General features: G+C 66.9%; 44 protein-coding genes. 32 read left to right on the top strand and 12 right to left on the bottom strand.

Annotated features, from left to right (window positions below; all coding sequences use genetic code 11):
- Nucleotides 1-362: 362 nt before the first annotated feature.
- Entirely contained in the window at nt 363-524 is a 162-nt protein-coding gene (locus ACIA6A_RS38395; protein WP_396103018.1) for an excalibur calcium-binding domain-containing protein, read from the bottom strand.
- On the opposite strand from ACIA6A_RS38395, the gene ACIA6A_RS38390 reads away from it, so the two are divergent.
- From ACIA6A_RS38390 to ACIA6A_RS38375, 4 genes are all read left to right on the top strand, one after another.
- Nucleotides 493-894, top strand: a complete 402-nt coding sequence (locus ACIA6A_RS38390) for a hypothetical protein (RefSeq protein WP_396103120.1) — start codon at nt 493-495, stop codon at nt 892-894. The two genes, ACIA6A_RS38395 and ACIA6A_RS38390, sit on opposite strands and share 32 nt — an antisense overlap.
- 145 nt (nt 895-1,039) lie before the next feature.
- Nucleotides 1,040-1,786 (top strand): hypothetical protein, encoded by a 747-nt coding sequence (locus tag ACIA6A_RS38385; protein ID WP_396103017.1) that lies wholly within the window; start codon nt 1,040-1,042, stop codon nt 1,784-1,786.
- 72 nt (nt 1,787-1,858) lie between these two features.
- Complete coding sequence (locus ACIA6A_RS38380; RefSeq protein ID WP_396103016.1) at nt 1,859-2,137, top strand: hypothetical protein; 279 nt, start codon at nt 1,859-1,861, stop codon at nt 2,135-2,137.
- Nucleotides 2,138-2,260: 123 nt separating this feature from the next.
- Nucleotides 2,261-2,977, top strand: coding sequence for a hypothetical protein (locus ACIA6A_RS38375; RefSeq protein ID WP_396103015.1), 717 nt, complete (start codon nt 2,261-2,263; stop codon nt 2,975-2,977).
- Nucleotides 2,978-3,279: 302 nt separating this feature from the next.
- Here the strand turns inward: ACIA6A_RS38375 and ACIA6A_RS38370 are convergent, their stop codons facing one another.
- The 5 genes from ACIA6A_RS38370 to ACIA6A_RS38350 all read right to left on the bottom strand — a co-directional run bounded on the left by ACIA6A_RS38370 (nt 3,280) and on the right by ACIA6A_RS38350 (nt 5,033).
- On the bottom strand, nt 3,280-3,591 hold the full coding sequence (locus ACIA6A_RS38370) for a hypothetical protein (RefSeq protein ID WP_396103014.1): 312 nt from the start codon (nt 3,589-3,591) through the stop codon (nt 3,280-3,282).
- Between the two features lie 62 nt (nt 3,592-3,653).
- Complete coding sequence (locus ACIA6A_RS38365; protein ID WP_396103013.1) at nt 3,654-4,103, bottom strand: hypothetical protein; 450 nt, start codon at nt 4,101-4,103, stop codon at nt 3,654-3,656.
- A gap of 246 nt (nt 4,104-4,349) precedes the next feature.
- Nucleotides 4,350-4,565 (bottom strand): hypothetical protein, encoded by a 216-nt coding sequence (locus tag ACIA6A_RS38360; RefSeq protein WP_396103012.1) that lies wholly within the window; start codon nt 4,563-4,565, stop codon nt 4,350-4,352.
- Nucleotides 4,566-4,647: 82 nt separating this feature from the next.
- A complete protein-coding gene (locus tag ACIA6A_RS38355; RefSeq protein ID WP_396103011.1) occupies nt 4,648-4,893 on the bottom strand; it encodes a hypothetical protein in 246 nt (81 codons plus the stop codon).
- Entirely contained in the window at nt 4,890-5,033 is a 144-nt protein-coding gene (locus ACIA6A_RS38350) for a hypothetical protein (protein ID WP_396103010.1), read from the bottom strand. Before ACIA6A_RS38350 ends, ACIA6A_RS38355 begins: the two co-directional genes overlap by 4 nt.
- A gap of 21 nt (nt 5,034-5,054) precedes the next feature.
- Here ACIA6A_RS38350 and ACIA6A_RS38345 point away from each other — a divergent pair, with 21 nt between their 5' ends.
- A complete protein-coding gene (locus tag ACIA6A_RS38345; protein ID WP_396103009.1) occupies nt 5,055-6,191 on the top strand; it encodes an IS701 family transposase in 1,137 nt (378 codons plus the stop codon).
- An 89-nt stretch (nt 6,192-6,280) separates the two neighbouring features.
- On the opposite strand, the gene ACIA6A_RS38340 is transcribed toward ACIA6A_RS38345, so the two are convergent.
- The 3 genes from ACIA6A_RS38340 to ACIA6A_RS38330 all read right to left on the bottom strand — a co-directional run bounded on the left by ACIA6A_RS38340 (nt 6,281) and on the right by ACIA6A_RS38330 (nt 7,977).
- On the bottom strand, nt 6,281-6,514 hold the full coding sequence (locus ACIA6A_RS38340) for a hypothetical protein (RefSeq protein WP_396103008.1): 234 nt from the start codon (nt 6,512-6,514) through the stop codon (nt 6,281-6,283).
- Between the two features lie 26 nt (nt 6,515-6,540).
- Nucleotides 6,541-7,347, bottom strand: coding sequence for a hypothetical protein (locus ACIA6A_RS38335; RefSeq protein WP_396103006.1), 807 nt, complete (start codon nt 7,345-7,347; stop codon nt 6,541-6,543).
- Nucleotides 7,348-7,533: 186 nt separating this feature from the next.
- Nucleotides 7,534-7,977, bottom strand: a complete 444-nt coding sequence (locus ACIA6A_RS38330) for a hypothetical protein (RefSeq protein WP_396103004.1) — start codon at nt 7,975-7,977, stop codon at nt 7,534-7,536.
- Between the two features lie 124 nt (nt 7,978-8,101).
- Here ACIA6A_RS38330 and ACIA6A_RS38325 point away from each other — a divergent pair, with 124 nt between their 5' ends.
- The 12 genes from ACIA6A_RS38325 (at nt 8,102) to ACIA6A_RS38270 (ending at nt 11,743) form a co-directional block, all read left to right on the top strand.
- The gene (locus ACIA6A_RS38325; RefSeq protein WP_396103003.1) at nt 8,102-8,353 is read left to right on the top strand and encodes a helix-turn-helix domain-containing protein; all 252 of its coding nucleotides are present in this window, start codon (nt 8,102-8,104) and stop codon (nt 8,351-8,353) included.
- 177 nt (nt 8,354-8,530) lie between these two features.
- A complete protein-coding gene (locus ACIA6A_RS38320) occupies nt 8,531-8,713 on the top strand; it encodes a hypothetical protein (RefSeq protein WP_396103001.1) in 183 nt (60 codons plus the stop codon).
- Entirely contained in the window at nt 8,710-9,039 is a 330-nt protein-coding gene (locus tag ACIA6A_RS38315) for a hypothetical protein (RefSeq protein ID WP_396103000.1), read from the top strand. The genes ACIA6A_RS38320 and ACIA6A_RS38315 overlap by 4 nt, the downstream gene beginning before the upstream one ends.
- Nucleotides 9,036-9,296 carry a hypothetical protein gene (locus ACIA6A_RS38310; protein ID WP_396102999.1) on the top strand — a complete coding sequence of 87 codons (261 nt, stop codon included), beginning with the start codon at nt 9,036-9,038 and terminating at the stop codon, nt 9,294-9,296. The genes ACIA6A_RS38315 and ACIA6A_RS38310 overlap by 4 nt, the downstream gene beginning before the upstream one ends.
- Nucleotides 9,293-9,628: a hypothetical protein gene (locus tag ACIA6A_RS38305; protein WP_396102998.1), complete on the top strand. Its 336-nt coding sequence runs from the start codon at nt 9,293-9,295 to the stop codon at nt 9,626-9,628. The genes ACIA6A_RS38310 and ACIA6A_RS38305 overlap by 4 nt, the downstream gene beginning before the upstream one ends.
- A complete protein-coding gene (locus ACIA6A_RS38300; RefSeq protein WP_396102997.1) occupies nt 9,622-9,906 on the top strand; it encodes a hypothetical protein in 285 nt (94 codons plus the stop codon). Before ACIA6A_RS38305 ends, ACIA6A_RS38300 begins: the two co-directional genes overlap by 7 nt.
- Nucleotides 9,903-10,172, top strand: coding sequence for a hypothetical protein (locus ACIA6A_RS38295; RefSeq protein ID WP_396102995.1), 270 nt, complete (start codon nt 9,903-9,905; stop codon nt 10,170-10,172). Before ACIA6A_RS38300 ends, ACIA6A_RS38295 begins: the two co-directional genes overlap by 4 nt.
- Entirely contained in the window at nt 10,169-10,423 is a 255-nt protein-coding gene (locus ACIA6A_RS38290) for a hypothetical protein (protein WP_396102994.1), read from the top strand. The genes ACIA6A_RS38295 and ACIA6A_RS38290 overlap by 4 nt, the downstream gene beginning before the upstream one ends.
- A complete protein-coding gene (locus tag ACIA6A_RS38285) occupies nt 10,420-10,632 on the top strand; it encodes a hypothetical protein (protein WP_396102993.1) in 213 nt (70 codons plus the stop codon). The genes ACIA6A_RS38290 and ACIA6A_RS38285 overlap by 4 nt, the downstream gene beginning before the upstream one ends.
- Before the next feature lie 59 nt (nt 10,633-10,691).
- Nucleotides 10,692-10,892 carry a hypothetical protein gene (locus tag ACIA6A_RS38280; protein WP_396102992.1) on the top strand — a complete coding sequence of 67 codons (201 nt, stop codon included), beginning with the start codon at nt 10,692-10,694 and terminating at the stop codon, nt 10,890-10,892.
- Complete coding sequence (locus tag ACIA6A_RS38275; protein ID WP_396102991.1) at nt 10,889-11,236, top strand: hypothetical protein; 348 nt, start codon at nt 10,889-10,891, stop codon at nt 11,234-11,236. Before ACIA6A_RS38280 ends, ACIA6A_RS38275 begins: the two co-directional genes overlap by 4 nt.
- Before the next feature lie 168 nt (nt 11,237-11,404).
- The gene (locus tag ACIA6A_RS38270; RefSeq protein WP_396102989.1) at nt 11,405-11,743 is read left to right on the top strand and encodes a hypothetical protein; all 339 of its coding nucleotides are present in this window, start codon (nt 11,405-11,407) and stop codon (nt 11,741-11,743) included.
- A gap of 7 nt (nt 11,744-11,750) precedes the next feature.
- Here ACIA6A_RS38270 and ACIA6A_RS38265 read toward each other — a convergent pair whose 3' ends face one another.
- The gene (locus ACIA6A_RS38265; RefSeq protein WP_396102988.1) at nt 11,751-11,972 is read right to left on the bottom strand and encodes a hypothetical protein; all 222 of its coding nucleotides are present in this window, start codon (nt 11,970-11,972) and stop codon (nt 11,751-11,753) included.
- Nucleotides 11,973-12,071: 99 nt separating this feature from the next.
- On the opposite strand from ACIA6A_RS38265, the gene ACIA6A_RS38260 reads away from it, so the two are divergent.
- On the top strand, nt 12,072-12,365 hold the full coding sequence (locus ACIA6A_RS38260; RefSeq protein ID WP_396102987.1) for a hypothetical protein: 294 nt from the start codon (nt 12,072-12,074) through the stop codon (nt 12,363-12,365).
- Nucleotides 12,366-12,562: 197 nt separating this feature from the next.
- The gene (locus ACIA6A_RS38255; protein ID WP_396102986.1) at nt 12,563-13,150 is read left to right on the top strand and encodes a hypothetical protein; all 588 of its coding nucleotides are present in this window, start codon (nt 12,563-12,565) and stop codon (nt 13,148-13,150) included.
- Between the two features lie 64 nt (nt 13,151-13,214).
- On the opposite strand, the gene ACIA6A_RS38250 is transcribed toward ACIA6A_RS38255, so the two are convergent.
- The gene (locus tag ACIA6A_RS38250) at nt 13,215-13,418 is read right to left on the bottom strand and encodes a helix-turn-helix transcriptional regulator (RefSeq protein WP_396102985.1); all 204 of its coding nucleotides are present in this window, start codon (nt 13,416-13,418) and stop codon (nt 13,215-13,217) included.
- A 147-nt stretch (nt 13,419-13,565) separates the two neighbouring features.
- On the opposite strand from ACIA6A_RS38250, the gene ACIA6A_RS38245 reads away from it, so the two are divergent.
- The gene (locus ACIA6A_RS38245; protein ID WP_396102984.1) at nt 13,566-13,817 is read left to right on the top strand and encodes a hypothetical protein; all 252 of its coding nucleotides are present in this window, start codon (nt 13,566-13,568) and stop codon (nt 13,815-13,817) included.
- Nucleotides 13,818-14,058: 241 nt separating this feature from the next.
- Here ACIA6A_RS38245 and ACIA6A_RS38240 read toward each other — a convergent pair whose 3' ends face one another.
- A complete protein-coding gene (locus ACIA6A_RS38240; RefSeq protein ID WP_396102983.1) occupies nt 14,059-14,253 on the bottom strand; it encodes a hypothetical protein in 195 nt (64 codons plus the stop codon).
- A 139-nt stretch (nt 14,254-14,392) separates the two neighbouring features.
- On the opposite strand from ACIA6A_RS38240, the gene ACIA6A_RS38235 reads away from it, so the two are divergent.
- The 12 genes from ACIA6A_RS38235 (at nt 14,393) to ACIA6A_RS38180 (ending at nt 21,992) form a co-directional block, all read left to right on the top strand.
- A complete protein-coding gene (locus ACIA6A_RS38235) occupies nt 14,393-14,992 on the top strand; it encodes a hypothetical protein (protein ID WP_396102982.1) in 600 nt (199 codons plus the stop codon).
- On the top strand, nt 14,992-15,396 hold the full coding sequence (locus tag ACIA6A_RS38230) for a hypothetical protein (RefSeq protein WP_396102981.1): 405 nt from the start codon (nt 14,992-14,994) through the stop codon (nt 15,394-15,396). Before ACIA6A_RS38235 ends, ACIA6A_RS38230 begins: the two co-directional genes overlap by 1 nt.
- The gene (locus ACIA6A_RS38225; protein ID WP_396102980.1) at nt 15,396-15,587 is read left to right on the top strand and encodes a hypothetical protein; all 192 of its coding nucleotides are present in this window, start codon (nt 15,396-15,398) and stop codon (nt 15,585-15,587) included. Before ACIA6A_RS38230 ends, ACIA6A_RS38225 begins: the two co-directional genes overlap by 1 nt.
- 12 nt (nt 15,588-15,599) lie before the next feature.
- On the top strand, nt 15,600-16,046 hold the full coding sequence (locus tag ACIA6A_RS38220) for an HD domain-containing protein (RefSeq protein ID WP_396102979.1): 447 nt from the start codon (nt 15,600-15,602) through the stop codon (nt 16,044-16,046).
- Entirely contained in the window at nt 16,043-16,252 is a 210-nt protein-coding gene (locus ACIA6A_RS38215) for a hypothetical protein (protein WP_396102978.1), read from the top strand. The genes ACIA6A_RS38220 and ACIA6A_RS38215 overlap by 4 nt, the downstream gene beginning before the upstream one ends.
- Nucleotides 16,249-16,560 carry a hypothetical protein gene (locus tag ACIA6A_RS38210; RefSeq protein ID WP_396102977.1) on the top strand — a complete coding sequence of 104 codons (312 nt, stop codon included), beginning with the start codon at nt 16,249-16,251 and terminating at the stop codon, nt 16,558-16,560. The genes ACIA6A_RS38215 and ACIA6A_RS38210 overlap by 4 nt, the downstream gene beginning before the upstream one ends.
- Complete coding sequence (locus ACIA6A_RS38205) at nt 16,557-16,748, top strand: hypothetical protein (protein WP_396102976.1); 192 nt, start codon at nt 16,557-16,559, stop codon at nt 16,746-16,748. The genes ACIA6A_RS38210 and ACIA6A_RS38205 overlap by 4 nt, the downstream gene beginning before the upstream one ends.
- A 142-nt stretch (nt 16,749-16,890) precedes the next feature.
- On the top strand, nt 16,891-17,019 hold the full coding sequence (locus tag ACIA6A_RS38200; RefSeq protein ID WP_396102975.1) for a hypothetical protein: 129 nt from the start codon (nt 16,891-16,893) through the stop codon (nt 17,017-17,019).
- Nucleotides 17,020-17,403: 384 nt separating this feature from the next.
- Nucleotides 17,404-17,937 (top strand): hypothetical protein, encoded by a 534-nt coding sequence (locus tag ACIA6A_RS38195; protein WP_396102974.1) that lies wholly within the window; start codon nt 17,404-17,406, stop codon nt 17,935-17,937.
- A 69-nt stretch (nt 17,938-18,006) separates the two neighbouring features.
- On the top strand, nt 18,007-18,417 hold the full coding sequence (locus tag ACIA6A_RS38190; protein ID WP_396102973.1) for a GntR family transcriptional regulator: 411 nt from the start codon (nt 18,007-18,009) through the stop codon (nt 18,415-18,417).
- A gap of 249 nt (nt 18,418-18,666) precedes the next feature.
- The gene (locus tag ACIA6A_RS38185) at nt 18,667-19,851 is read left to right on the top strand and encodes an alginate lyase family protein (RefSeq protein ID WP_396102972.1); all 1,185 of its coding nucleotides are present in this window, start codon (nt 18,667-18,669) and stop codon (nt 19,849-19,851) included.
- Nucleotides 19,848-21,992, top strand: coding sequence for a ricin-type beta-trefoil lectin domain protein (locus ACIA6A_RS38180; RefSeq protein ID WP_396102971.1), 2,145 nt, complete (start codon nt 19,848-19,850; stop codon nt 21,990-21,992). Before ACIA6A_RS38185 ends, ACIA6A_RS38180 begins: the two co-directional genes overlap by 4 nt.
- Nucleotides 21,993-22,008: the final 16 nt, after the last annotated feature.

Below are 22,008 nucleotides of genomic sequence, written 5' to 3'. Positions count from 1 at the left end.
AATCGTACGCATGTCCTGCCGCGCCGTTGACGAGGTCGAACGTTGAGCGTCCGTACGCTGGATCCCATGACCGCACCTGTACTTGACCCTGCCACGGGTCAGCGAATCGACGATGACCAGGACGCTCCGCTACTCACTCGTCATGAGGCTGCTGTCATCACCGTGCCATGCCCGCGCTGCAGAAAGCCGGTGAGCTTCGCCCCGATGGACGTGGGCGGCATGGAGTCGCCGGGTGGCCGGCGCTACCGTCCTGGCAGGCAAAAGTTTAGTTGCCGCTGTTACACCCCCGAGGGGGATTGACCCGAGAACGAAGAAGGCCCGCCACCATCCGGTGTGCGGGCCTTCTGCTTGTCCCTGGTGGCTTACTCGCAGGCCACGCCGTCACCGTCACGATCCAGCTTGCGTGAGTACCCGGGGTCCCCCGCGTAGATCGGGTCCGCGCCGGCGGCACGCACAGCCGTGCAGTTCGCGTAGTAAACGGCGGCTGGCTCCGTGGTGGCACGCTTCGTCGGCTTCTTCGTCACCGGCTTCTTCGTGGTGGGCCGCGGCCTCGGCCGGGTCGTGGTCCCCTTCGGCTTCGGGGTGACCCTCACTGTCGGCGTCACCGTGGTCCGCGCCGGCGTGGGCGAGGTTGTCGGCGTCGCGCTGGGCGAGGTGGTCTCGACCGGGGCGGGACTCGTGGTCACCGCGGGGACCTCTGCCTGGGCCGGCGTACTGCTGATCGGTGCGGCCAGTTGCGGGGCGGCAGCGTTCTTCGTCGCAGGGTCGTCAGCGGTCATGTTCACGATCGTCACCCCACCGCAGCAGAGCAGCACCGCGAGCACGGACACCCCGGCGATTAGCGGCCACGCCTTCATCTTGGCCCGCCGAGGGGGCGGCGGAGGGGCGGGGTAATTCCACTGCGGCGGTGGGGTGGTCATCGGACCACTGTGGTCGATGCGTCACAACCAGTCGATCATCCGACCGGACATCCAGTTCAGGATGATCGTCGCGTGATTCCGCGTCACAGCGGGCAGCCCCGGGCGTAGCATCCGCGGCCATGACCGCATTCCTCACCGGGCTCGCGCTCTTCATCAGCATCATCGCGGCCCTTGCAGCGATCTCGTCCGCGCATTCCGGTAAGCGAAGCGCCGCGGCATCAGAGAAGTCAGAAACGCACGCTGGCAACTCTGCCGTCTCTGCAAAAGAGTCGGTTGCGGAGGCTCGCAGATCAGCTGATGCAACCGAGCGCGGTGCTGCTGCATCCGAACAGTCAGTCGAGCAGTCCGCGCGCAGCGCGAAGGCCGCCGAGGAGTCCTCCGAGCATGCTGAGGTTTCGGCGAAGGCCGCCCGCGACTCGGCGGAGGCAGCGCAGCGGCTGACTCGGGCTGAGGTTGAGCGCGACCATCGTGATCTGCACCCGAGGGATCTCAACGCCCGATTCTTCTACGAACGCACTACGGTCGGCGACCGGCTTGTACTGTTCTTCACCTTTACGCCGCTCCGGACTTATCGCTGCAAAGGTCAAACTGTCAGCGGCACCTCGTCGAGCCCGCTCGGCCTCCCCCTCGTCGCCGAGGCAGGCAAGCGAGTGAAGGTGCAGGTGGCCGACATGACGAATCGGGACAAGCCAGCTTACGAGATGCTTGAGATGCAGTTCTGGCCGCCGCTGGACGTTGACAAGGGCGGGGACTGGGAATGCCCCTGCGACCGCAACGCTGATCCTGAAAAGGGAGCGCATTGGGATTGGAACGTGGAGATCGAGCCGCCGGACAAGCCTGTCGATCCTTGGATTGCTATGGTCTAGTACTTCAGCGGGAGATTTTTAGGGCTCGGTGAGGGCTTGCCGGGCGTAGTGACTGGTCATGGCTTGGTCCTGGTGTCGCCGCCGGTAGATGGACCAGGCGATGACGTCGGCGACACGTCGTGCCGGGTCGCCGCCCACGCATTCCTCGCCGCAGCGACCATGGCCAGCAGCGAAGTGCCGGTCGGCCTGATCGCGATCACGGTCAACAAACTCCGTCGGCTGTTCCAGGCCTTGATCATCGATCCTGCACGACATGTCGCCGACCCCGTCGTCCGGTCAATCTTCCGACGCCGCCATCAAGCCACGGCCGAGAACAGCCACTATGCCTCGCAGGCTCTCACGGAGCCCTAAAACGGATCTCCTGCTGGAGTACTTGCCCGGCCACTTCGGTGTGTCGGGCTTTGTGCTGCCCTGTCCGTCGCCTCGGCGACAATGACTCGATCCTGTCGTACCGTCGTCGTACGCTCCGCCGTTATGCACTCTCTACTCCATGCCGCTGAGACATCCAGCGCACCAAGCGAGGCCGACTGGCTAGCCGTCGTCGTGGCCGCCATTGCCGTCATAGTCGCTGCCGTGGCCGGCTTCTACGCCAAGCGGTCCGCTGATGCAGCAGACAAGAACGTCACCGCCGCCGAGCGTTCCGCGAGCGCCGCCGAAGTATCTGCCGCCATCGCCAAAGATTCCGTTTCCATAGCCAAGGACTCTGCGTACGCGTCGAGCGTGTCAGCGAATGCCGCCGCGGACCTGCTCCGAGTCGAACTCGACCGGCTGCACAACGAGTATGAGCCGAAAAAGAACGGCGAGTGGCTGTTCGTGCCGCACAATCGGCACCCGGATCACAGGTGGTTGCAGTTCCGATTCAAGCTGGATCGTGAGTACCTGGTGCTGGCGACGGCGTCAGCGACCAACGACACGGTCACGACCGTGTGTTCGGTGACGCCACCGGGGCAGCCTGATGATTGGTGGCTGGTGTGGGTGGAGGACTGGTCATCGGACCGGGATCACAGTGCGTGGCGGGAGCTGACGTTGCGTTTCTGGCCGCCGCAGGCCCGCGTGGGCCGGGCAAGGCCGTGGAACTGCGTGTGTGGCCGGCAGCTTGATCCGGGCGAAGGTGACACAGCCGCGCATTGGGACTTTGAAGTGGATGTGAAGCCGCCTGAAAGCTATGACCTCATGGCGTCGCTGGGGTGAGAGGGAACGCAGACGCGATCGCGCAACTGACGCGTTCTGGCTGGGTGTCGCGTTAACGGTCCGAGGCTCTGACCGGTGCCGTCCATACGCGGTCTGGCCGGGCTGAGCGAGAACAGATCTCAACCCCCGCAGTCGCAGTCGCAGTCGCAGTCGCAGCTGATGATCGCGAGACCCCTCATGAGCGTCTATGGTCAGCGTTGTCCGGAAACAGGGAAGCCCGCCTGCCTGCGCAGTGCGGGCTTCTCTGCGTTCCCCGGAAGGTCGCGTTCGAGTCCAATCAGACGGCCCCGACCGTGGCATCGCTAGCAGCGGCCCACCGAGACTTGGTTACTGACCTGCGTCGCGATCACAAATCCCCATCCATACGCCGACTCAATTCGGAACCAGCGATTGGTGCCCTTCCACCACTGATTGTCGATCCAGCATTTCATTGTAAGTGAAGCGCCATTCGGGATCTCATACTTGTGATTGTTGGTGCTCGGCTCATTCCACAGTGAGCATGTGCTGCTGTTGCATTTGGGGCCAGCGGCTGACGCTGGCGCGGCCATGATGGTGGTTCCTGCACCGACGGCCAGAGTTACGGCTGCGACCGCGGCAATGATTGTGATCTTCAAAGGGTTTCCTTGGGCCAGGGCGATACGTCGCCGCACCGCTTTACCAAAACGGATAAAACGTATCACCGGACGAGGCCTGGTCCGGCTGGAACGCAACTATCGGCGCGCCAGCATGAACCGCAAGGCCTGCGCCCCTGCGGTTCCCTGGCGTGCGGCTCCGCACCGGCCAGGATGGCGAGCTCGTCGCCGTCGAGCCAACCGCGGCGCAGCAACGCGGCAGCGACCCGCTCGATTGCGTTCCAGCATTCGGCCACCAGCCGGTCGTCGATGCTGAGGGACTCACAGAGCGACACCCCACCGCCCGCCTGCCACAAGTCGGCGGCGTCTCCCCTACCGCCCGCTACCGCCCCGAACAGCCACTGATCATCGTCGTAGTCCCCATGCATCAACCACGCCCGGACGGCAGCCTCCCCCGCGCGCATGATGGCGAAGTGGTCAACGGAATGGATGGCCGTAACTTCCAGATTCGCTCCGTAGTGAGCGGTCGACGTCGCGTTGCCGGATCCCTTCATGGAGGCAAAAGCGTCCGTGGCGCCGAGAGCAACAGCAACGACGTCGTGTCCCGCTTCGTGAATGGCGCCGGCCTCGGACTGGCACAGACCGGGCAGGGCTTGCGGCTTCGCCGACCGGGTACGGATCGCACAGCCGCGCGCATTCGGGGCAGGTACCGTCGGGTGGCAGGTAGTTCTCAGGCCAGATGCGGGCACCCAGGATGAGCTGCTGGTGCCGGTCGCACACGACGTCGATGAGGCGCAGCATCAGGACGTCACCCCGGCCATGACGTCGCACTCAACGACACCGTCCTGCTCGGCCATGCCGTAGTCGATGAGCTGGGACACGTGCACGTTCAGGTCGCGCCGGCAGCGCCCGCACTCGTCGACACCGGCCGGGTTGGCGGTGAAGTCGACCTCGATCACACGAAAGTGGGACGGGTAGGTGGTCTTTCGAGTGCCGTTCTGCACGTACAGGTTCACGGTGGGAGGTCCCTTTCACTTGAGGGGGCGGGCCGCCGCCTGGACGCGGGGGAATCAACAGGCGGCGGCCCGGGAGGAAAGCTCAGTCGGGCAGGTTCTTCAGGGCCACGCCGCCGTTGATGCACACCTGGGCAGCGCAGAAGTAGTCGTGGATCTCGCCCGGGGTCAGCTCCGGGAACGCCTCACGCAGCCCGTCGGAGATCCGCCCCAGGGCGTCGTTCTCCAGCAGCTGCACGGCGACCAGCAACCGTTCGTAGTTCAGGTGCCATTTGCGGCCCTCGGAGTAGACCCGGACGGCGGCGAAGTGGCGGTGGGCGCCGGCGGTCATCGGGGGTCTCCTTCGAGGGTGCCGAAGCAGTGCAGCCGCATGTCCTCCACGACCAGCACCTCAGCGTCCGGGTCGTGCGGCCATCCACGGTTGACCACACCTAGTACTGCAACGGCAGTCAGCAGGCGAGACGTCTTCATGATCGGCTCGTTGGGCATGGTGTGACGGATGTCGATGTTGCGCAGTGGTCGGCGGAGCTGGACCGGTTGCATGCCCGTTTCGCGGGCCGTTTTACCAGGTCTGAGCCACGTCGGCGGGCCCGGCAGTACCTGTCCGGGCTGGTCGCGGGCTTGGACCGGACCAATGGCTGGACCCTGGCCGAGCAAGCCGGTGACCTGACGCCCGACGGGATGCAACGGTTGTTGCGGTGGGCGGACTGGGACGTCGACGCCGTGCGAGACGACGTCCGCGATTACGTGATCGAGCACCTCGGCGACCTGACCGGGGTGCTGATCATCGATGACACCGGATTCCTGAAGAAGGGCGTCAAGTCCGCCGGCGTGGCCCGGCAGTACTCCGGCACCGCCGGCCGGATCGAGAACTGCCAGGTCGCGGTGTTCATGGCCTACCGCTCGGACAAGGGTCACGCGTTGATCGATCGGCAGCTCTATCTGCCGCAGGCCTGGACCGATGATCGTGAACGGTGCCGAGCTGCCGGTGTCCCGGACGAGGTGGAGTTCGAAACGAAGGTGCAGATGGCTCGCACCATGCTGGCCGGAGCATTCGCCGCCGGCATTGCGGCCAGCTGGGTCACGATGGACGAGGCCTATGGCCAATCGAAATCACTACGAGTCTGGATGGAGGAACACGACCAGCCGCACGTAGTCGCGACCCGCCGCAACGATGACGTGGTCACCACCCGCATGGGTCACGCCCGGGTCGACAAGCTGATCGCGTCCCTACCCGGCCGGGCCTGGTCCAGGATTTCCACCGGTGCGGGCGCTCACGGGCCTCGCGAATACCTGTGGGCCCGGGTCCCGATCCGGGTGTTCTGGCGGCCCGCACGCGGCCATTGGCTGCTTGCCCGGCGCAACATCACCACGGGTGAGCTGGCCTACTACGTCTGTTACGGGCCCCGGAAAACCCGGTTGATGGACCTGGCCCGGGTCGCGGGCAGCCGGTGGGCGGTCGAGGAATGCTTCCAGCAGGCCAAGAACCAAGCCGGCCTGGACGAGTACCAGGTTCGTGACTGGAGGGCCTGGTATGCCCACATCACCTTGTCCATGGCCGCCCACGCCTGGCTCGTCGTCGCGAGAACCCTTGCGTTAAAGGGGGAACCGGCACCGGCGACGACATGATGATCGGCTACACAGTACCCGAGATCCGTCGGCTGCTCGCCGCACTGTTCGTCCGCTGCCAACAGCCCAAACAGCATGTCTGGTGGTGGTCACGCTGGCGCCGCAGACGCCAGTACCAAGCCCGCCTCAGCCACTACAAACGCCGAGGCTACCCACTCCGATGAGTGCCGTTGCAGTACTAGGAGCGGCGTCCAGCCGGTGAACCACACCGTCGGCAGCCCGGTGCCGTCGATCACGCGGGTGCCGTGGTGCACGACGTCGACCTCGAGGCCGCGGGTGTAGTCGTCGACGGCGGTCTTGATGATCAGGCCGGTGCGGACCATCCGGGCTGGAGTGTGGAACGGGAGCATCACGCCGCCGCCTGCCCGGCCGGGTCCCGGAGCTCGACCGGCAGCCGTAACCCGACCAGGCGGTGCTTCACCGCCGGGTGCATCAGCAGTTCGCCGCCGATCCGGTCGTGCATGGACCTCAGGGTCTGCGGGCTGACACCGGTGCCGGGCCCGCAGTAGACGACCCCGTCACGCTGCAACCGGGCGGCCCGCTTCTGCACGGCGTTGAGGGACTTGCGGAAAATCTGGGTCCTGGTCACCCGGACCGGGCGGGACACGGCACTGACCGCGTCAACGGTGGCCCAGGCGGCGGCTGTACGGGCGGCCCGGCGTGCCTCGTTCCAGCCGTCCGTGTTCCGACCGGCCTGCACGGTGGCGACGGTCGCGTTGTGTGCGGTGTCGTCGGCGGCCTGCCAGGTGTCCTGGTCGGTGCGGAGCCGGGCGGCAATAGCGTCCCCGTCCACCTCGTCGTACTCGGTCTGGATGGCGGCGTCCGCGGCGTCCTGCGCGGCGGCCTTGGCCTTGAGGAACCGCTCGACGTCCGCGACCATCCCCCCACCGGTCTTGCGGTCCTGGATCAGCTGGTCGAGGGCGGCGCCGCCCTCCCGGTTCTCCGCGGCACGGCGGAGGCTGGCGGTGAGCTGGTGAGCCACCGTGCGCGCCTCGCGCTCGTTGCCGAACTGCTCGGCCCACTCCTCGTGGGTGCCGGTGAGGATCTGCATGGTGACGCCCCCGTCGATGGTGGGGATGAGACGGATCCGGTGGTGGCCGGCGTCGGCTTCGAGCGGGGATCCGTCGGCGGGGAAGGGCTTCGTGGAAGACTGCATCTGGCTCGACTCCTGTTGGCTCAGGTGTGGGGCAAGGGCTCCGACTGGTGGGTGAGATCACCGGTCGGGGCCCGTCTTGCTATGCCATCACCCTAGCCAAGTTGGCATGGTCCGTCAATTACAAATGGCATGGTTGTCGACAAGAGAAAAGCCCCCACCTCGCGGCAGGGGCTCAGAAGGTGCGAATCAACCCTGAGAGACACCCGAATCGGTGCGCGGCAACATGCCGGCAGCCCGCGCCCTGCGCACCAAATTCGCGGCGGCAGCAGGCGAGGCGTTCATCTTCTCCCCGACCTCTTTCGTCGGCGGCCGGCCCGCACGCCACGCCTCCTGGTAGATCGCGGCGGCACGACGCAGCCGCTTCACAGTGGCTGGCCGCATGCCCGCCACAATCTCTTCCGGTGCGGCCTTGGCCTGCGGAATTCGGTCCAATGATTCACGGTCTTCCAGCATGATCCCGGCCAGCTTGAGGTCGCGCATCACCGTGGTCGTGACCGGCGGCGACTTGTCGTCCAGCGGGTCCAGATGCACACCTGCGACGTGGGGTCGGCCGTCACGGCGAGACCACCTGAGAGTCAGCTGGTAAGGACCCTCATCCGGGTCGGGCCATCGGCGGCTGGTTTCTTCCACGCGCGCACGGTAGGGGTCACCTGACTAGCGAGGCAAGCACCGGCAAGATCTTTCTCCGTGTTGATTAAGCACTGTCAGGCCAGATGCACTTGCGGTAACCATGCCAACTTGTCATGCTTGACTCATGACCGAAGAACAGCGGGACATGCTGCTCGTCGCCGCGGTCCGCTACTGCCGGGGAGGACTCGGCAAGCGCATCCGACAGGGAGCCCGCATGTCGCAACAGGAGATGGCTCGGCGAGTGGGCGTGGACACGTCCGCACTCTGGCGCTGGGAGCACGGCAAGCGCCGACCCCGCGACGACGCCGCCGTGAAGTGGGCGCAGGAGCTGATGTGGCTGGAGCTTGCCAGTGCCGCCACCAGCACAGCAGCCTAACACAGAACGAGCCGGGCCATCGGGTCAGGGCCTCGCCATCGCGGAGGAGCTGGACCACAGGCATGGCCAAGGCCTGTACCCGGCAGGACAGATCCGTTCCCCCGCCGATCGGGTCGTTGCCGACGGCCAAGCCTTCTACGACCGCTACCAACGTCTCAAGCTCGAAGGAGAAGCGTCATGACCAGCCCGACCTCCGACCCCGCCAACTACTATCCCTGCGGCTGCCTGCGCAACAGCGCGAACGCTCACCGCGGCAACGGCGCCGAGGACGGCCCGTGTCCGGACTTCGAGACCGTGCCGCTGGTGCCCGGTGCGGCCCGGCTGAGCGAGTTCACCTGGAAGCGCAGGCCCGGCCGGTGACCCGCACCGGCCGTACCCTGTGGACCGCGGTGATCTGCGACGAGAACCGCAAGCGGGCGTTCTTCGCCTACGACGACGCTGCCGGGTACGCGACGTTCGCCGACAGCTGCTTCGTCGTGTCGATCATCCGGGACAGCGCCCTGCCGCGCAGTGTCGACGGCCGACTCATTCCGGAGAGCGGGTGGGCGGCAGTCGATGAGGTCCACACCGTGGAATCCCCGCTGATCGATGACACATCCGACGAGCTGGGTCTGGCGGTCGTGTTCCGCCGCGCTCAGATCATGGCTGCCGCACTGAACGTGGCCGAGACCGGGGACGTCTCGTGAGCGACGTCGACGACCGGTACGCGAACGACCGCTGCCCCGACTGCCGCCGGCCCCGAGCCACCCCAGCCGAGTGGGAAGCTTTCCGCGGCAACGACTGCAACGACCCGCACTGCGCGTGGGGTGGGGACTGCTGCTGGTACGAGGTGCCCTGCTGCATCCCCGACGCCAACGTGCTCAACCTGGTGGTTCGTGCCCGGAAGATTCGTGGGCGCCGGTCATGGGCGGACGTCCCGCACCTGCACGCGGTCACGGCATGACCGACGAGCAGCTTGCCCGCCAGCTCGCCGAGCGCATCAACGCCGGGCTGCACGGCACCGTGGACCCGGAAACCGGCTGGGTGTCGGCCCGGCTGTCCGAGCTGATCGCCGCAGCGCGGGCGACGATCGATGACCAGACCCGCACTGAGGAGGCACCCATGTCCCTGATCGACTCCGACGACGACGGTGAAGCCCGTTACGAGCTGGAAGCCCGCGACGAGCAGACCGCGCAAGACGTCGCCGAGCAGCGCATGTCCGACCGTGAGCACGACGCCCAGGAAGACATGCGCGTCAACGGCGGCATGGACCCGGACGAGCCGAGCACGTGGTGACCGCCACCTACCAGCGCCGGCCAGTCAAGGTCCAGGCCGTGCAGTGGCGCGGAGACAACGCTGCCGAACTGACCGCCCTGCTCGGCTCGGACTTCGACGTCCTGGACGCCGCCGACCGGGCCAACTGCGACGACCCCGAGGCCACATCCGAGGTGATCGAGATGCCGGACGCCCGGTGGCGGCTGATGTACATCGGAGACTGGGCGGTCAAAGACGGCGACGCTCAGTATCGGGTGTCGGCGTACGAGTTCGAGAACGAATGGGAGCCCACCCGATGACCGCCAGCACGCCCGCCCCGGAGGCATTCGCCTTCGCCGCAGCCCTGCGCTCCCCGGTCGTCCGCGCGCAGCTCGCCGAACTCGGGTTCAACGGCGAGGCAGGCGACGTGGTTGTGCCGGTGCGTGATGGTGAAGGCTTCACCGAGGCATCCGCCCGAGTGGGCGACGACTGCCGCCGCGCGCTGCTGGTGGCGGTGGACGACGCACTGCCATCCGGCTGGTCGATGGACTGGGCCAGCATTGACCCGCACAAGGAGGCACCGTGAGCAACCTCGACTACGTCAGCATTGTCGCCCCGATCGACATCCGGGTGTGCGGCGTGGACCTGACCGTCCTCACGCTCATTCGTGCCCTGGCCACCAGCAATCCCGAGCGCGACCCGGACGATGTGATCGCCTGCGGGGACATCACGCTGGACAAGCTGTGCCGTGCCGGCCGGACGCCGAAGGCGCACGTGTTCGCCGCGGTGGCCCGGCTTGAGGAATTCGGCCTGATCCCGGAGTCCCGGATCCGATGACCAAGCCACCCGAATTGTTCCAGGTCAGCGAGTCGCAGGTGCATCCGGACGAGCGCTGCGAAGGCAGGACCGTGGTCTTCTCCCCGCACGCCACGGAACACTGGTGGGTCGACTGCGTGCTGCACCACGAGCACGACCCACAGATCGAGCCGCACGCCGACGGCGACGGGGCGTTCTGGGGCGACAACGGGGAGGTCGAGTACCGATGACCACGATCGAGATGCCACCGACCACCTACCGGCCCTGCGCTGGCTGCAGCGCTCCGGCCGTGTCACCGTTTCCTGCGACCTGGTTCCTCGACCTGGTCAAGGAAGGGCCGCCGCAAGGCTCGGTCGGCGCGTTCGTCACCCCGCACCGACCCGACTGCACCTTGCCCGTGCCGGAACCGATCCCGGGGATCGCGACCCGGATCCCCGGGAAGTACGTCACCGGCCTGAGCATCAGCTTCACCGGGGTGCCGCTGTCGTGACGGCCTGCCGCGACATGCACAACGAGCGCTGCGAGGCCCCATCCGAGCTGTGCTGCAACCGGTGCGAAGAGGTTGCGCACACCGGCCTGTTCCCGCACGCCGACGGATCAGCGTGCGTACTCCAGGGTCTGACCGCTGGCCCAGACCTGGCCCTGCTGCGTGACATCCAGTACGGCACGTTCTGGCAGACGATGGACGGCCAGTGGCGGCACAACACCCGCCAGGCCAACCTCACCGACAACGAGAGGGCAGGGCTCAAGCGTTGGGCTACGTGCGAGCCCGGCAAGGGCGCGCACCTCAGCAACGAGGGCTACGACCTGCTGTTCCCAATAGAGACGACATGATCAACCCCACCGCCAGCAACCTCGGCCGCGCCCTGAGCGGAGCGAGCAAGGCCACCGGGAAGTGGCGCGACATCATGGTCTCGTCGTCGGCGCCCGCAGCCCTGCCGCTGTAAAACTGCCGGTCAAGAACGCTTCCTGTGCTATGGAGCGGTTCACTACGGTCGATGTATGACCGATGAGCTGCAAGACCTTCAGGAAAACGCGGGGCGGATCGGTGAGGCGTTCACCCACCACGACGCGAAGGCTCTGGCTGGCCTCACCCCAGAGGAACGTGCCATCCAGACCGAGATGCGTTGGCGGCTTCACCAGTACGTATCAGGCATCTGGGACGCACCCAACGAAGGTCCTGACGGCCGGCACGCGGTCGACGTCGGAGGCTACGGGGGTGTCGGCGCCCTTCTGGACCTACTGATGTTGCTGTGGGCGAACGCGAAGGAAGCCCAGTACAAAGCTGGCGAGGACCCGGATGCGGACATCGTGGAGATCACCGTCGAGCACGACGAGTAACAGGCCGTCATTCGCATTCTGGGTCGTCGTCCCGGACTGCGGCGACGTCGTCGAGGAAGTCTCGTAGCCCGGGCGGCCAGTGCGCCGGCGCGGCCGGGGCGAACACAATCAGGCCTGCCTCGGCGAGGATCCGCGCGACGGCTCGTGGGATCGGCTCGGTGCAGCGCTGCTCGAGTAGCAGCGACCGCTTGTCGTCGTTGAGTTCGTTCCAGGCGTCGAGGAAATCCACAAGATCACGGTAGGGCGGCCGTCGCCATGTGATCAGTGCATTGCGGAACCCCGCACACCGTCGTTGGTCAAGGTGTCTGCCCGACCGACGAGGATACCCATGATCTTCCGTGAATACCTGCTGCCCCACCTCGACATTCGTGGCTCCGGCCGCAGCACACCCCGCCTCATGGTCGCCAAACGCAAAGCCCCCATGCACATGGTCTGGGAACTGCGGTTCGTCGAGGACGGCGGCCGGGTCGTGCTCGCCCCGAACGACCAGGTGTGGCTCACCCACGAAGACGCCATAGACGTGGTCCGGGCGCTCGAGGAGGAACAGCCCGCCACCCTGCAGGACGCGGCGTGGATCCTCGACGACCTCGGCTACCGGGCGGGCACCTACACAGGCAGGTGATCGCGTACGCCGTAGGTGGTCGTACCAACAGCCGCCGGCGGCGCCGACCGGGCAGGGCACGCCGATGACCGGCCTAACTACGGCGCGGCACCACTATCACTGAAACGCCCATAACGGGACACTCGTGGCGTGGCCGGGTGTTGGCTGAGCCGGGCCGCGCCATCAGTCTCACAGCCCGCACCAGTTGGAGCACACCCATGATCGAGCCCATACACCCTCAGCCGGACCCCCAGCAGCAGCCGCTGATCCGGACTACGCCCGCATGCAGGAGCCGCAAGCCGCTCTGGATCGCCCTCGCCGCCACCGTAGGCGTCCTCACCGTCGTCGGCGCTACCGTCGGCGTGACCCTGGCCGCCACGTCAGACCCGCCGGCAACCCCGGCAGCACAGCCCCTCAGTGCCTGGGACCGCGAACAGCAAGCCGCTGCCCAACCTAATGTCGCCACGGACGAAGGCACGGTAGTTGTTGACGAACCCACCTCCGGGCCCACTCTCAACCCGGCGCTTGTCGAACTGACCTACAAGGTCACCGACAAGCAGTGCTTCGGGTCCGCCGGCTGCAACGTCTCTATCAAGCTGCAGCTCGGCTACGGCGGCCCGGACCTGGCATCCGACGAAACGTGGGAGGTCACTTACCAGGTGAAGGGCGACGACGACGGTCCCATCATCGGCACGTTCGAAGTCACCGGGCAGGAGTACACGGTCCCAACGGAGTCCCTGTCGACAGCGAGCAAGAACACCAAGATCTCAGTGGAGGTCACCGACGTGGATAAGCAGGGGATCTAGCGACTCCCGCACCGAAGGCGTCGGCTCAATCGAGTCCGGCGCCTTCGTCATGCCTGGGCCGCGGTCAGGCGTCGTCGCCGTCGAGCAGGTGCGGCCGGTTTGCCTGGATCCACGCCTCGACGTCGGTGGAGCGCCACACCTTGCCCATGGCGAGTTCCCGCCACGGCTCCGGGAAGTCGCGGCGGCCGATCAGGATGTACGCCCGCTGCCGGGACACTCCGAGACGGATCCGGATCTCGTCCGGGCCCATCGGCTCGAGCTCTGCCACACCCAGAAGGTAGACAGATCGTGATCTTGTCGTGGCGCAAACCCAACACTGAGTAGCCAACATGGGGTTTACGTGACGTAACCTGCATGGCATGAAATCGCCGGGACCAGCCATCGGCGACGGCACCTCCACCGCGGAGGCCCGCCCGTGACCGCCGACATCGAGCACACCCCCACCCTCCCGTCATGGCTCTGCCGCAACTGCGCCGGCCAATGGCCGTGCCGGACGGCGAAACTGCAGCTGCTGGCGACGTTGACCCCGACGCAGCTGACCCTCCACGGGTGGAGCTACCTCGAGGACGCAGCCCAGGACCTACCCGCACTGAACCTCGCCGCCGCGCTCGCACGGTTCGTCACCTGGCCCGAGCACGCTGACGACCTTCAGCCCGGCCCGGAATGACCGCCCCGTCACCCGCGTGTCCCGCCCGCGACCCACGGAACCCGCACGGCACCTGCTCCGGACCTGGCGGGCACGACGGCCGGCACATCACTGTTCTGGGATCCTGGAAGCAGGACCGGGCGTCCTGCACGGACCGGTGGCACATCATCGGCATGTCGACTGCCCTGCGACCAGGTGGACCGCTGCCATGGTGTCCGGGCTGCAGTCAGCTGGCGCCGGCCAGCCAGACGAGCGGCAAGGGTCAGACCGACGGTTCGTAGTCCTTGCGCCGGGGGATCTTCACACCCGGTCGCTTGAGGAACGCCCTCACCAGCTGCCGCACCAGCTCCGAACGCTGCTTGTCCCCGACGACCGCGCCGAGCTCTTTCCAGTCCTCATCGTCGAGCCCGATCGGGCGACGCTTACGTACGTGACGGTCTGCGGGCTGATCAGGCATGCGCCGATTATCACCTGTGGACGTCCACTCTTGCCGCATCTGGCATCCCACCTCCGGGTTTCGCATCGACCAATCATGCTTGCCAATTGATAGAATGTGGACGTCCACACAGGCACGATCTTGGCAGCTAGGAGTTGACATGGAATACCTCAATCCTCACACCCACAACCTCGACGGGCACGCCAAGACCATCGGCGACATGACCGCCGAGATCCGGGCCAACAACGTCGAGAAGGGCTGGCGCTCGGCCGAAGGCGGGCCCGGCGACAACACCTGGGGCGACTACCTCGCACTGCTGCACTCCGAGATCTCCGAGGCGCTGGAGGCATACCGGGACTGGAAACTCGACGACGCCACTGGCCGCAACACCGCCAAGCCGGACAAGCCCGAGGGCGTCGGCTCCGAACTGGCAGACGTGCTGATTCGCCTGCTCGACATGTGCGACGTGTTCGGCCTGACGCCGATCGACATGGACATGGAGCTGGCAGACGTGGCGCCAATTCCCCTCACCCCGGGGTCGTTCGGCGACCACATGGCACTGCTGCACTTCCACGCAGCTCAGATCGTGCTGACCTGGCGAACTGTGGACCAGCTGCTGTCCACCTTCCTTCGGGCGCTGGTCACCGTGGCTGAGGTGTACGGCATCGACCTGACCGCCGAGTACGAGCGGAAGATCGCCTACAACCGGACCCGGTCGTTCCAGCACGGCGGCCGGACGCTGACAGGGACGGGTGCCTGATGATCCGCGCCGCCCGTCTGGCCGTGTCCCGGCCCATGTACGCGTTCAAGCCCGACACATGGCGTGAGCGGTACGTCGGCTCGTTCGAGGTCGACGCCGTCTGGTTCAAGCGCAAGGACGGCATCCTGTCCGCCGTCATAGGCACCTACCACCCGATGGTCCTGGGCTGGCACAACGAGCCCACCGACGGCACCTACGAGTCCTGGATCGCCGCCGCGGACGACAACCGGTACGGCGGTTCCTGGGCCGCGAAGTGGAACGGTGACGGCCTGCTGTGCTTCGACACCCCCGTGGCGCCGGACACCGTGCACGAGCACATCGACTTTCTCAACCCGATGCTGAAGAACTTCCCCGACGTCCCGACCGGATACGACGGCTGGTGGACGTTCCCGAGGGGAACCTGATGGATCTGCGCCACCTCGCCGTGATCCTCGACGCCGGCGCGAAAGCCGCCGAGGACATGGAAGACGCCGGCCTGTCGCACGCCCTCAACCACATGTGCGAGGTCGTCACGGTCTACGCGTTGCAGCCCGACGGCGGCATCCCGCTGCCGCTCGACGACACCTTCGCGGTCATCGCCGCTCGCTTCGAATAGGACCCCAGCCACATGACCCCCACCGTCGCAGGCACCGACGCACTCGCCAACCTCGCCCACCACGGTCAGGTCGACAAGGCCGGCCACCCGTACATCGACCACCCGCGCACTGTCGCCCGGATCCTCCGCGACCAGGGCTACAGCGACAACGTCATCATGGCCGGACTCCTCCACGACGTCGTCGAGGACAGCACCCTCACCCTCAACGACCTCCGCGAACTCGGCTACCCGGAGAGCACCGTCCGAGCCGTCGACTCAGTGACCCGCCGTGCCGGGGAGGACTACATGGACCTGGTTCGACGCGCCGCCGCCGACCCCGTCGGACGGCTCGTCAAGTTGGCGGACAACGAGACGAACAGCGACCCCGCACGGCTGGCACTGCTCACCCCTGACGAGCAGGCGCGACTCACGCAGAAGTACGCGAAAGCCCGGGCCGTCCTGCTGGGCGAGACGTCGTGAGCGACGGCGTGCACCTGGTCCCGCTGCTCGACGCCGCGATGCACGGTGACCGGCAGGCCCTCGACCGCGAACTCGACCAGCTCGCCGACGAACACGTCGCCCACCTGGCCGACGTCGGCACCCTGCTCAACCTGGCCGCCGGCCTGAAGCTCGCTGAGCGGACCGCGAACGGCACCCGCACCGACCACCGGAAGGGCAAACCATGACCAGCACCGCAACCGCCCGCCACGTCCTGGACCTGCCGCTGCCCGCCAACGACGCCGGCGCGGCCACCGTACGGGACTACCTGATCGCCCTGCTCGCCGAGCTGTGGAACGAGGAAGCCGGGTTCTCCAGCAAGGCACCGTTCGGGAACAGCGGCTGGCAATACGACCTGTACCCGCCCCTGGTCCTCGACGGCCTGGTCGCCGGCCGCTTCGACGAGGACGGTGAGCTCGAGGACGACTTCGAACCCGCGAGCGCCGACGTGCTGATCCTCGCCGCGATGGCCGAGCTCGGCTGGGTGCCGTCATGAGTCTGCACGAGGTCTACACCGACGGCCGGACGATCCGGGAGTGGTTCGTGGTCGACAAGCGCGACGCCGTGCACAGGGTCGACTCGGAGGCCGAGGGCCACGCGGTACTGGCGGAGAGCGGCAACGCTGTGGGCGTGTACTTCCGCGACGTCGTCACCGGCCCGCTGGTCGAGGTGGCGGCACGATGACGTGGGTTGACGAACGCGCTCCGGCCGTCGGCACCCGGATCCGGGCCCGCCCGATCGGTCAGGAGGAGTACGGCGACCTCGTCTTCGAAGTCCTCGACGTCGAGGATCCGGTGCCCGCCGAACGGCTCGCTGAGGGCATGCCGTGGAAGACCTGGTGGCCAGTGAAGACCCGCTGCACCGCGCCGTGCCCGAACGACTGCTGCCAGAAGACGGCACCGGCATCAGCTGGTTACTGCTCGCCGCGGACTCCTTCATCGAGACCGGCACCTGAACGTGGAGGGCCCGCGCGCGTTGGTCATCGAGACGCTGCGCGGGCGCCCCTACCGCCACAACAGTGCGACGGCGGTGGACGAGTGCCCGCGGCGAGAAACGGGCGATGACCATCGCCTACATCGACAGCCGGAGAGCAGATGACCAACTGTTGGCCACTTACGGCGAAAGGTCACCGGCGAGCGGCGAAAGGTCAGACTTCCTCGCGGGCCCATGGATCAACACCACACGTTCCGGGTCATAGATGGACACCCCGCACTGAGGACAGTCGATCAATGATCCCCACGCCGTAACGACTTGTGATCACATCCGTTGCAAGGACAGATCCACAAGTGCAGAAGCCCTCACGCCGCAAGGCCAAGGGCACCATCACTGGGGGGTACTGATGGTCAGCGACACAGGACACCACACCGGACACCAGACCCGCGACCTACGTGACCTACGCCAGCCCCACCCCAACGAGCCGGCGCAGCCCCGACGAACCCTCGAAACCAGCGACACCGTCAACCGGCGGTGGGGTGCGGCGTTCATCGCCGCCGGGCTGGCCCTGATCCTTGGCACCACCATCGTCACCGGCGCCCTGCCTGAGGTCATGACCGTCAACGTCGGCCCGGCCGGACTCACCGTCATGTCGGCGTGCATGACCACCGGCTCCAGCCTTGTCGTCGTGGGCGGCCTCGAATTCTTCAGCCGCTATATCCGCGCCTACCTGCGCCGGCTGGAAGCGAACCAGCGGAAGATCCTCGACGGGCAGGCCAAGATTCAGGCGCGGCTTGACGACCACGCCGACCAGGCCGGTCTCACCGCGGCTGCGGTGAACCGCATGGAACGGATCGTGGAGAAGGTACCGACCTACGGCGAGACCATCGTCAAGGGCATTGAGCTGGGCAAACAAAGCGGTGGCGCGTTCCCGGGCTGAGCTCGTCTCGACCCTGGTGGTATAGACACCTCGACCACCAGACCACCAGGGGCTCACCCATAACATCCGGTGATCAACCCGCAGCCCGGTGGCGCTGTCTACGCACAGCTCGCCGCTAAGCTGCGGCACAACATCCTCGATGGGCACTACCCGGCCGGCCAGACGCTGCCGTCGGAGCGGAGCCTCTCGCAGGAGTACGGCATTGCCCGCGGTACCGTCCGGCAGGCCATGGCGGTTCTGCGCGCGGAGGGGCTCGTGGACCCGCGCAGGGGTCATGCTGCTGTGGTGCGTGAACACCCTGAGGTTCAAGACCTGGTCGTGCCCGCGGGGGCGACGGTGACCGCGCGGATGCCCACGCTCGACGAGCGTGTGACGCTGAGTATTGGTGAAGGGGTGCCGGTGCTGAGTGTCGAGCACGCGGACGAGACCGTGCGGGTGTACCCGGCGGACCGGTGGCGGGTCCGACTTTCCGGCACCTGATCAGGTGTCGAACACCCCGGTTTCACGGGCCGTGTTCCCCAGGATTGCCCCAAGCCCCACCTCGGTTTTGATCAACGAGTCACGGAAAACGCCAGTCCACCTGGGAAAACACAGCGTGACAGTCGAATTGGGCTACCTTTCGTCATCCTTAAGTTCATCGATGTCTCTTGACCTTTTGCGGACGACTTAGTTTAAGTTGCCTAACTGTTAATTCCCCTTCCGGTTTCCCCCGAACCCCGGAGACGATCCATGCGCAGATCCCCGCTGCTGGCCGCCGGTGCCGCAGTCCTCGCTGTCCTCGCGTCCGTCGGCCTGCACCTGGCCCCGCAGGCGGACGCCGCCGTGGTCCAGGCGACGTTCGCCCATCCCGGCGTGCTGCTCAGCCGCGCCCAGCTCGACTTCGTGAAGGGCAAGGTCGCGGCCGGTGAGCAGCCCTGGGCCGCCGCCAACAGCCAGATGATGGCCAGCCGTTACGCCGCACTCTCCCGCACCCCCGCCCCGCGGGCGGTCGTCGAGTGCGGGTCCTACTCGAACCCCAACAACGGGTGCACCGACGAGCGTGAGGACGCGATCGCCGCGTACACCGACGCGCTGGCCTGGTACATCACCGGCAACGCCGCGTACGCGCAGAAGTCGATCGCCCTGATGGACGCCTGGTCGGCCACCATCACGTCGCACACCAACAGCAACGCGCCGCTGCAGACCGGCTGGGCCGGCTCGGTCTGGCCGCGCGCCGCCGAGATCATCAGGTACACGTACTCCAGCTGGCCGAACCAGGCCCGGTTCGCCACGATGCTGCGCACCGTCTATCTGCCCACGGTGATCGCCGGCAGCTCCAGCAACGGCAACTGGGAGCTGTCGATGATGGAGGCCGCGGTCGGCATCGCCGTGTTCCTCGACGACCGGGCCAGTTACGACCGGGCGATCACCCGCTTCAAGGCCCGCGCCGCCGCGTACGTCTACGTCACCGCGGACGGCTCGCAGCCGAAGTACCCGCCGGTCGGCAACGTCGACACCAGGGCCGAACTGATCAGCTACTGGCAGGGTCAGAGCACGTTCGTCGATGGGCTCGCGCAGGAGAGCTGCCGCGACTTCGTGCACACCGGGTACGGCATCTCGGCCATCGCGCACGTCGCCGAGACCACCCGCATCCAGGGTGCGGACCTGTATCCCGAACTGCAGGACCGGCTGCGGCACTCGCTGGGCTTCCACACCAAGTTCGAGAACGGTACGGCCGTCCCGTCGACCATCTGCGGCGGCTCGGTCACCAAGGGGTTCGGCCCGGTCACCGAGGTCGCGTTCAACGCCCTGCACAACCGGCTCGGCATCGCGATGAGCAACACCCAGACCTACACCGAGTCCCGGCGTCCGCAGGGCACCAACAACCTGTTCGTCGCCTGGGAGACCCTCACCCACGCCGGGAACCCGGCATGAGAATCCGTCACGTCGCCGCGTTCCTCGTCCCCCTGCTGGTGATCGGCGGCCTGGGCGTGACCTCCGCACTCGCCGCGACCACCGGCTCGGTCGTCAGCAACGCCAACGGCAAGTGCCTGGACGTCACCGGCGGCAGCACCGCCAACGGCACCCTGCCGCAGATGTGGACCTGCTCGAGCGGACCCAACCAGAGCTGGACGTACGGCGACGACCTGTCACTGCGAGGACTCGGCAAGTGCCTCGACGTCGTGAACGGGGCCACCACCGACGGCGCCGCGGTGCACCTGTGGGACTGCTACGCCGGGCTGACCAGTCAGCAGTGGACGTACTCCGCGGCCGGTGACCTGGTGAACGTCAAGGCGGACAAGTGCCTCGACATCAAGGACAACAACCAGGCCGACGGCGCGAAACTGCAGCTCTGGACGTGTTCCGGAACGGCCAACCAGAAGTGGTCCGTCAACGGCGCCTCCACCCCGCCGCCCTCGACCGGCAATCCCGATCTCGGCCCCAACGTCACCGTCTTCGACCCGTCCATGTCCGCCTCGACCATCCAGAACCGGCTCAACACGGTCTTCAACCAGCAGGTCCAGAACCAGTTCGGCACCCAGCGGTACGCGCTGCTGTTCAAGCCCGGCAGCTACACCGTCGACGCCAACGTGGGCTTCTTCACCCAGGTCGCCGGCCTCGGTCTCACGCCGGACGCGGTGACCATCAACGGTCACGTGCACGCCGAGGCCGACTGGTGGCCGGACGGCTCGCAGAACGCCACCCAGAACTTCTGGCGCTCCGCCGAGGGCCTGTCGGTCACCCCGGGTGACGGCCTCGACCGCTGGGCCGTCTCGCAGGCCGCGCCGTACCGTCGCATGCACGTCCGGGGGAATCTGGCGCTGTCCGACGGCGGCTGGTCCTCCGGCGGTTTCCTGTCCGACACCAAGGTCGACGGGCAGATCCAGTCCGGCTCGCAGCAGCAGTGGCTGACCCGCAACTCCCAGATGGGCAGCTGGAACGGCTCCAACTGGAACCAGGTCTTCGTCGGCGACCAGGGCGCCCCCGCGAACAGTTTCCCCAGCCCGCCCTACACGACCGTCGCCCAGACCCCCAAGATCGCCGAGAAGCCCTATCTGTACGTGGACGCGGCCGGCGACTACCAGGTCTTCGTCCCGTCGATCCGCACCAACGCGGCCGGCACGTCCTGGGCGTCCGGCACCCCGGCCGGATCCTCGCTGCCGATCAGCACGTTCTACATCGTCCGACCCGGTGACACCGCCGCGACGATCAACGCGGCGCTGGCGGCCGGCAAGAACCTGCTCGTCACCCCGGCGACGTACCACCTCACCGCCCCGATCAACGTGACCCGGGCGAACACGGTCGTGCTCGGCCTCGGCCTGGCCACCTTCATCCCCGACAACGGGGTCACGGCCGTCACCGTCGCGGACGTGGACGGCGTACGCGTAGCAGGTCTGCTCATCGACGCCGGCACGACGAACTCGTCGGTACTCATGGAGGTCGGCCCGGCCGGCTCGGCCACCGACCACGCGGCGAACCCCACGGTGCTCTCCGACGTGTTCTTCCGCATCGGCGGCTCCATCGCCGGCAAGGCCACCGTGTCCCTGCGGATCAACAGCGACGACGTCATCGGCGACCACGCCTGGATCTGGCGCGCCGACCACGGCAACGGCGGCACGGTCGGCTGGACCGTCAACACCGCCGCCAACGGCCTCGTCGTCAACGGCGACGACGTGACCTTCTACGGCCTGTTCGTCGAGCACTACCAGCAGTACCAGACGATCTGGAACGGTGAGAACGGCCGGACCTACTTCTACCAGAACGAGATGCCGTACGACCCACCGAACCAGGCGGCGTACATGAACGGCGGCACCCAGGGCTGGGCCGCCTACAAGGTCGCCGACACGGTCACCAACCACCAGGCCTGGGGCCTGGGAAGTTACGCCTACTTCAACGTCAACCCGTCCGTGGTCAACGCCCGGGCCTTCGAGGTCCCGGCCAGGACCGGCATCAGGTTCACCGACATGGTGACGGTGTCGCTGGGCGGCACCGGCACCATCTCCCGGGTCATCAACGCCAAGGGCAACCCGGTCAACAGCGGCCACCAGGTCGAATACCTGGTGACCGGCCCCTGACCACCCGAAGGGCCGG

The sequence above is a fragment of the Actinoplanes sp. NPDC051494 genome (assembly GCF_044454705.1).
Taxonomy (GTDB): Bacteria; Actinomycetota; Actinomycetes; order Mycobacteriales; family Micromonosporaceae; genus Actinoplanes.
This window is presented reverse-complemented; position numbering and strand designations above follow the sequence as displayed.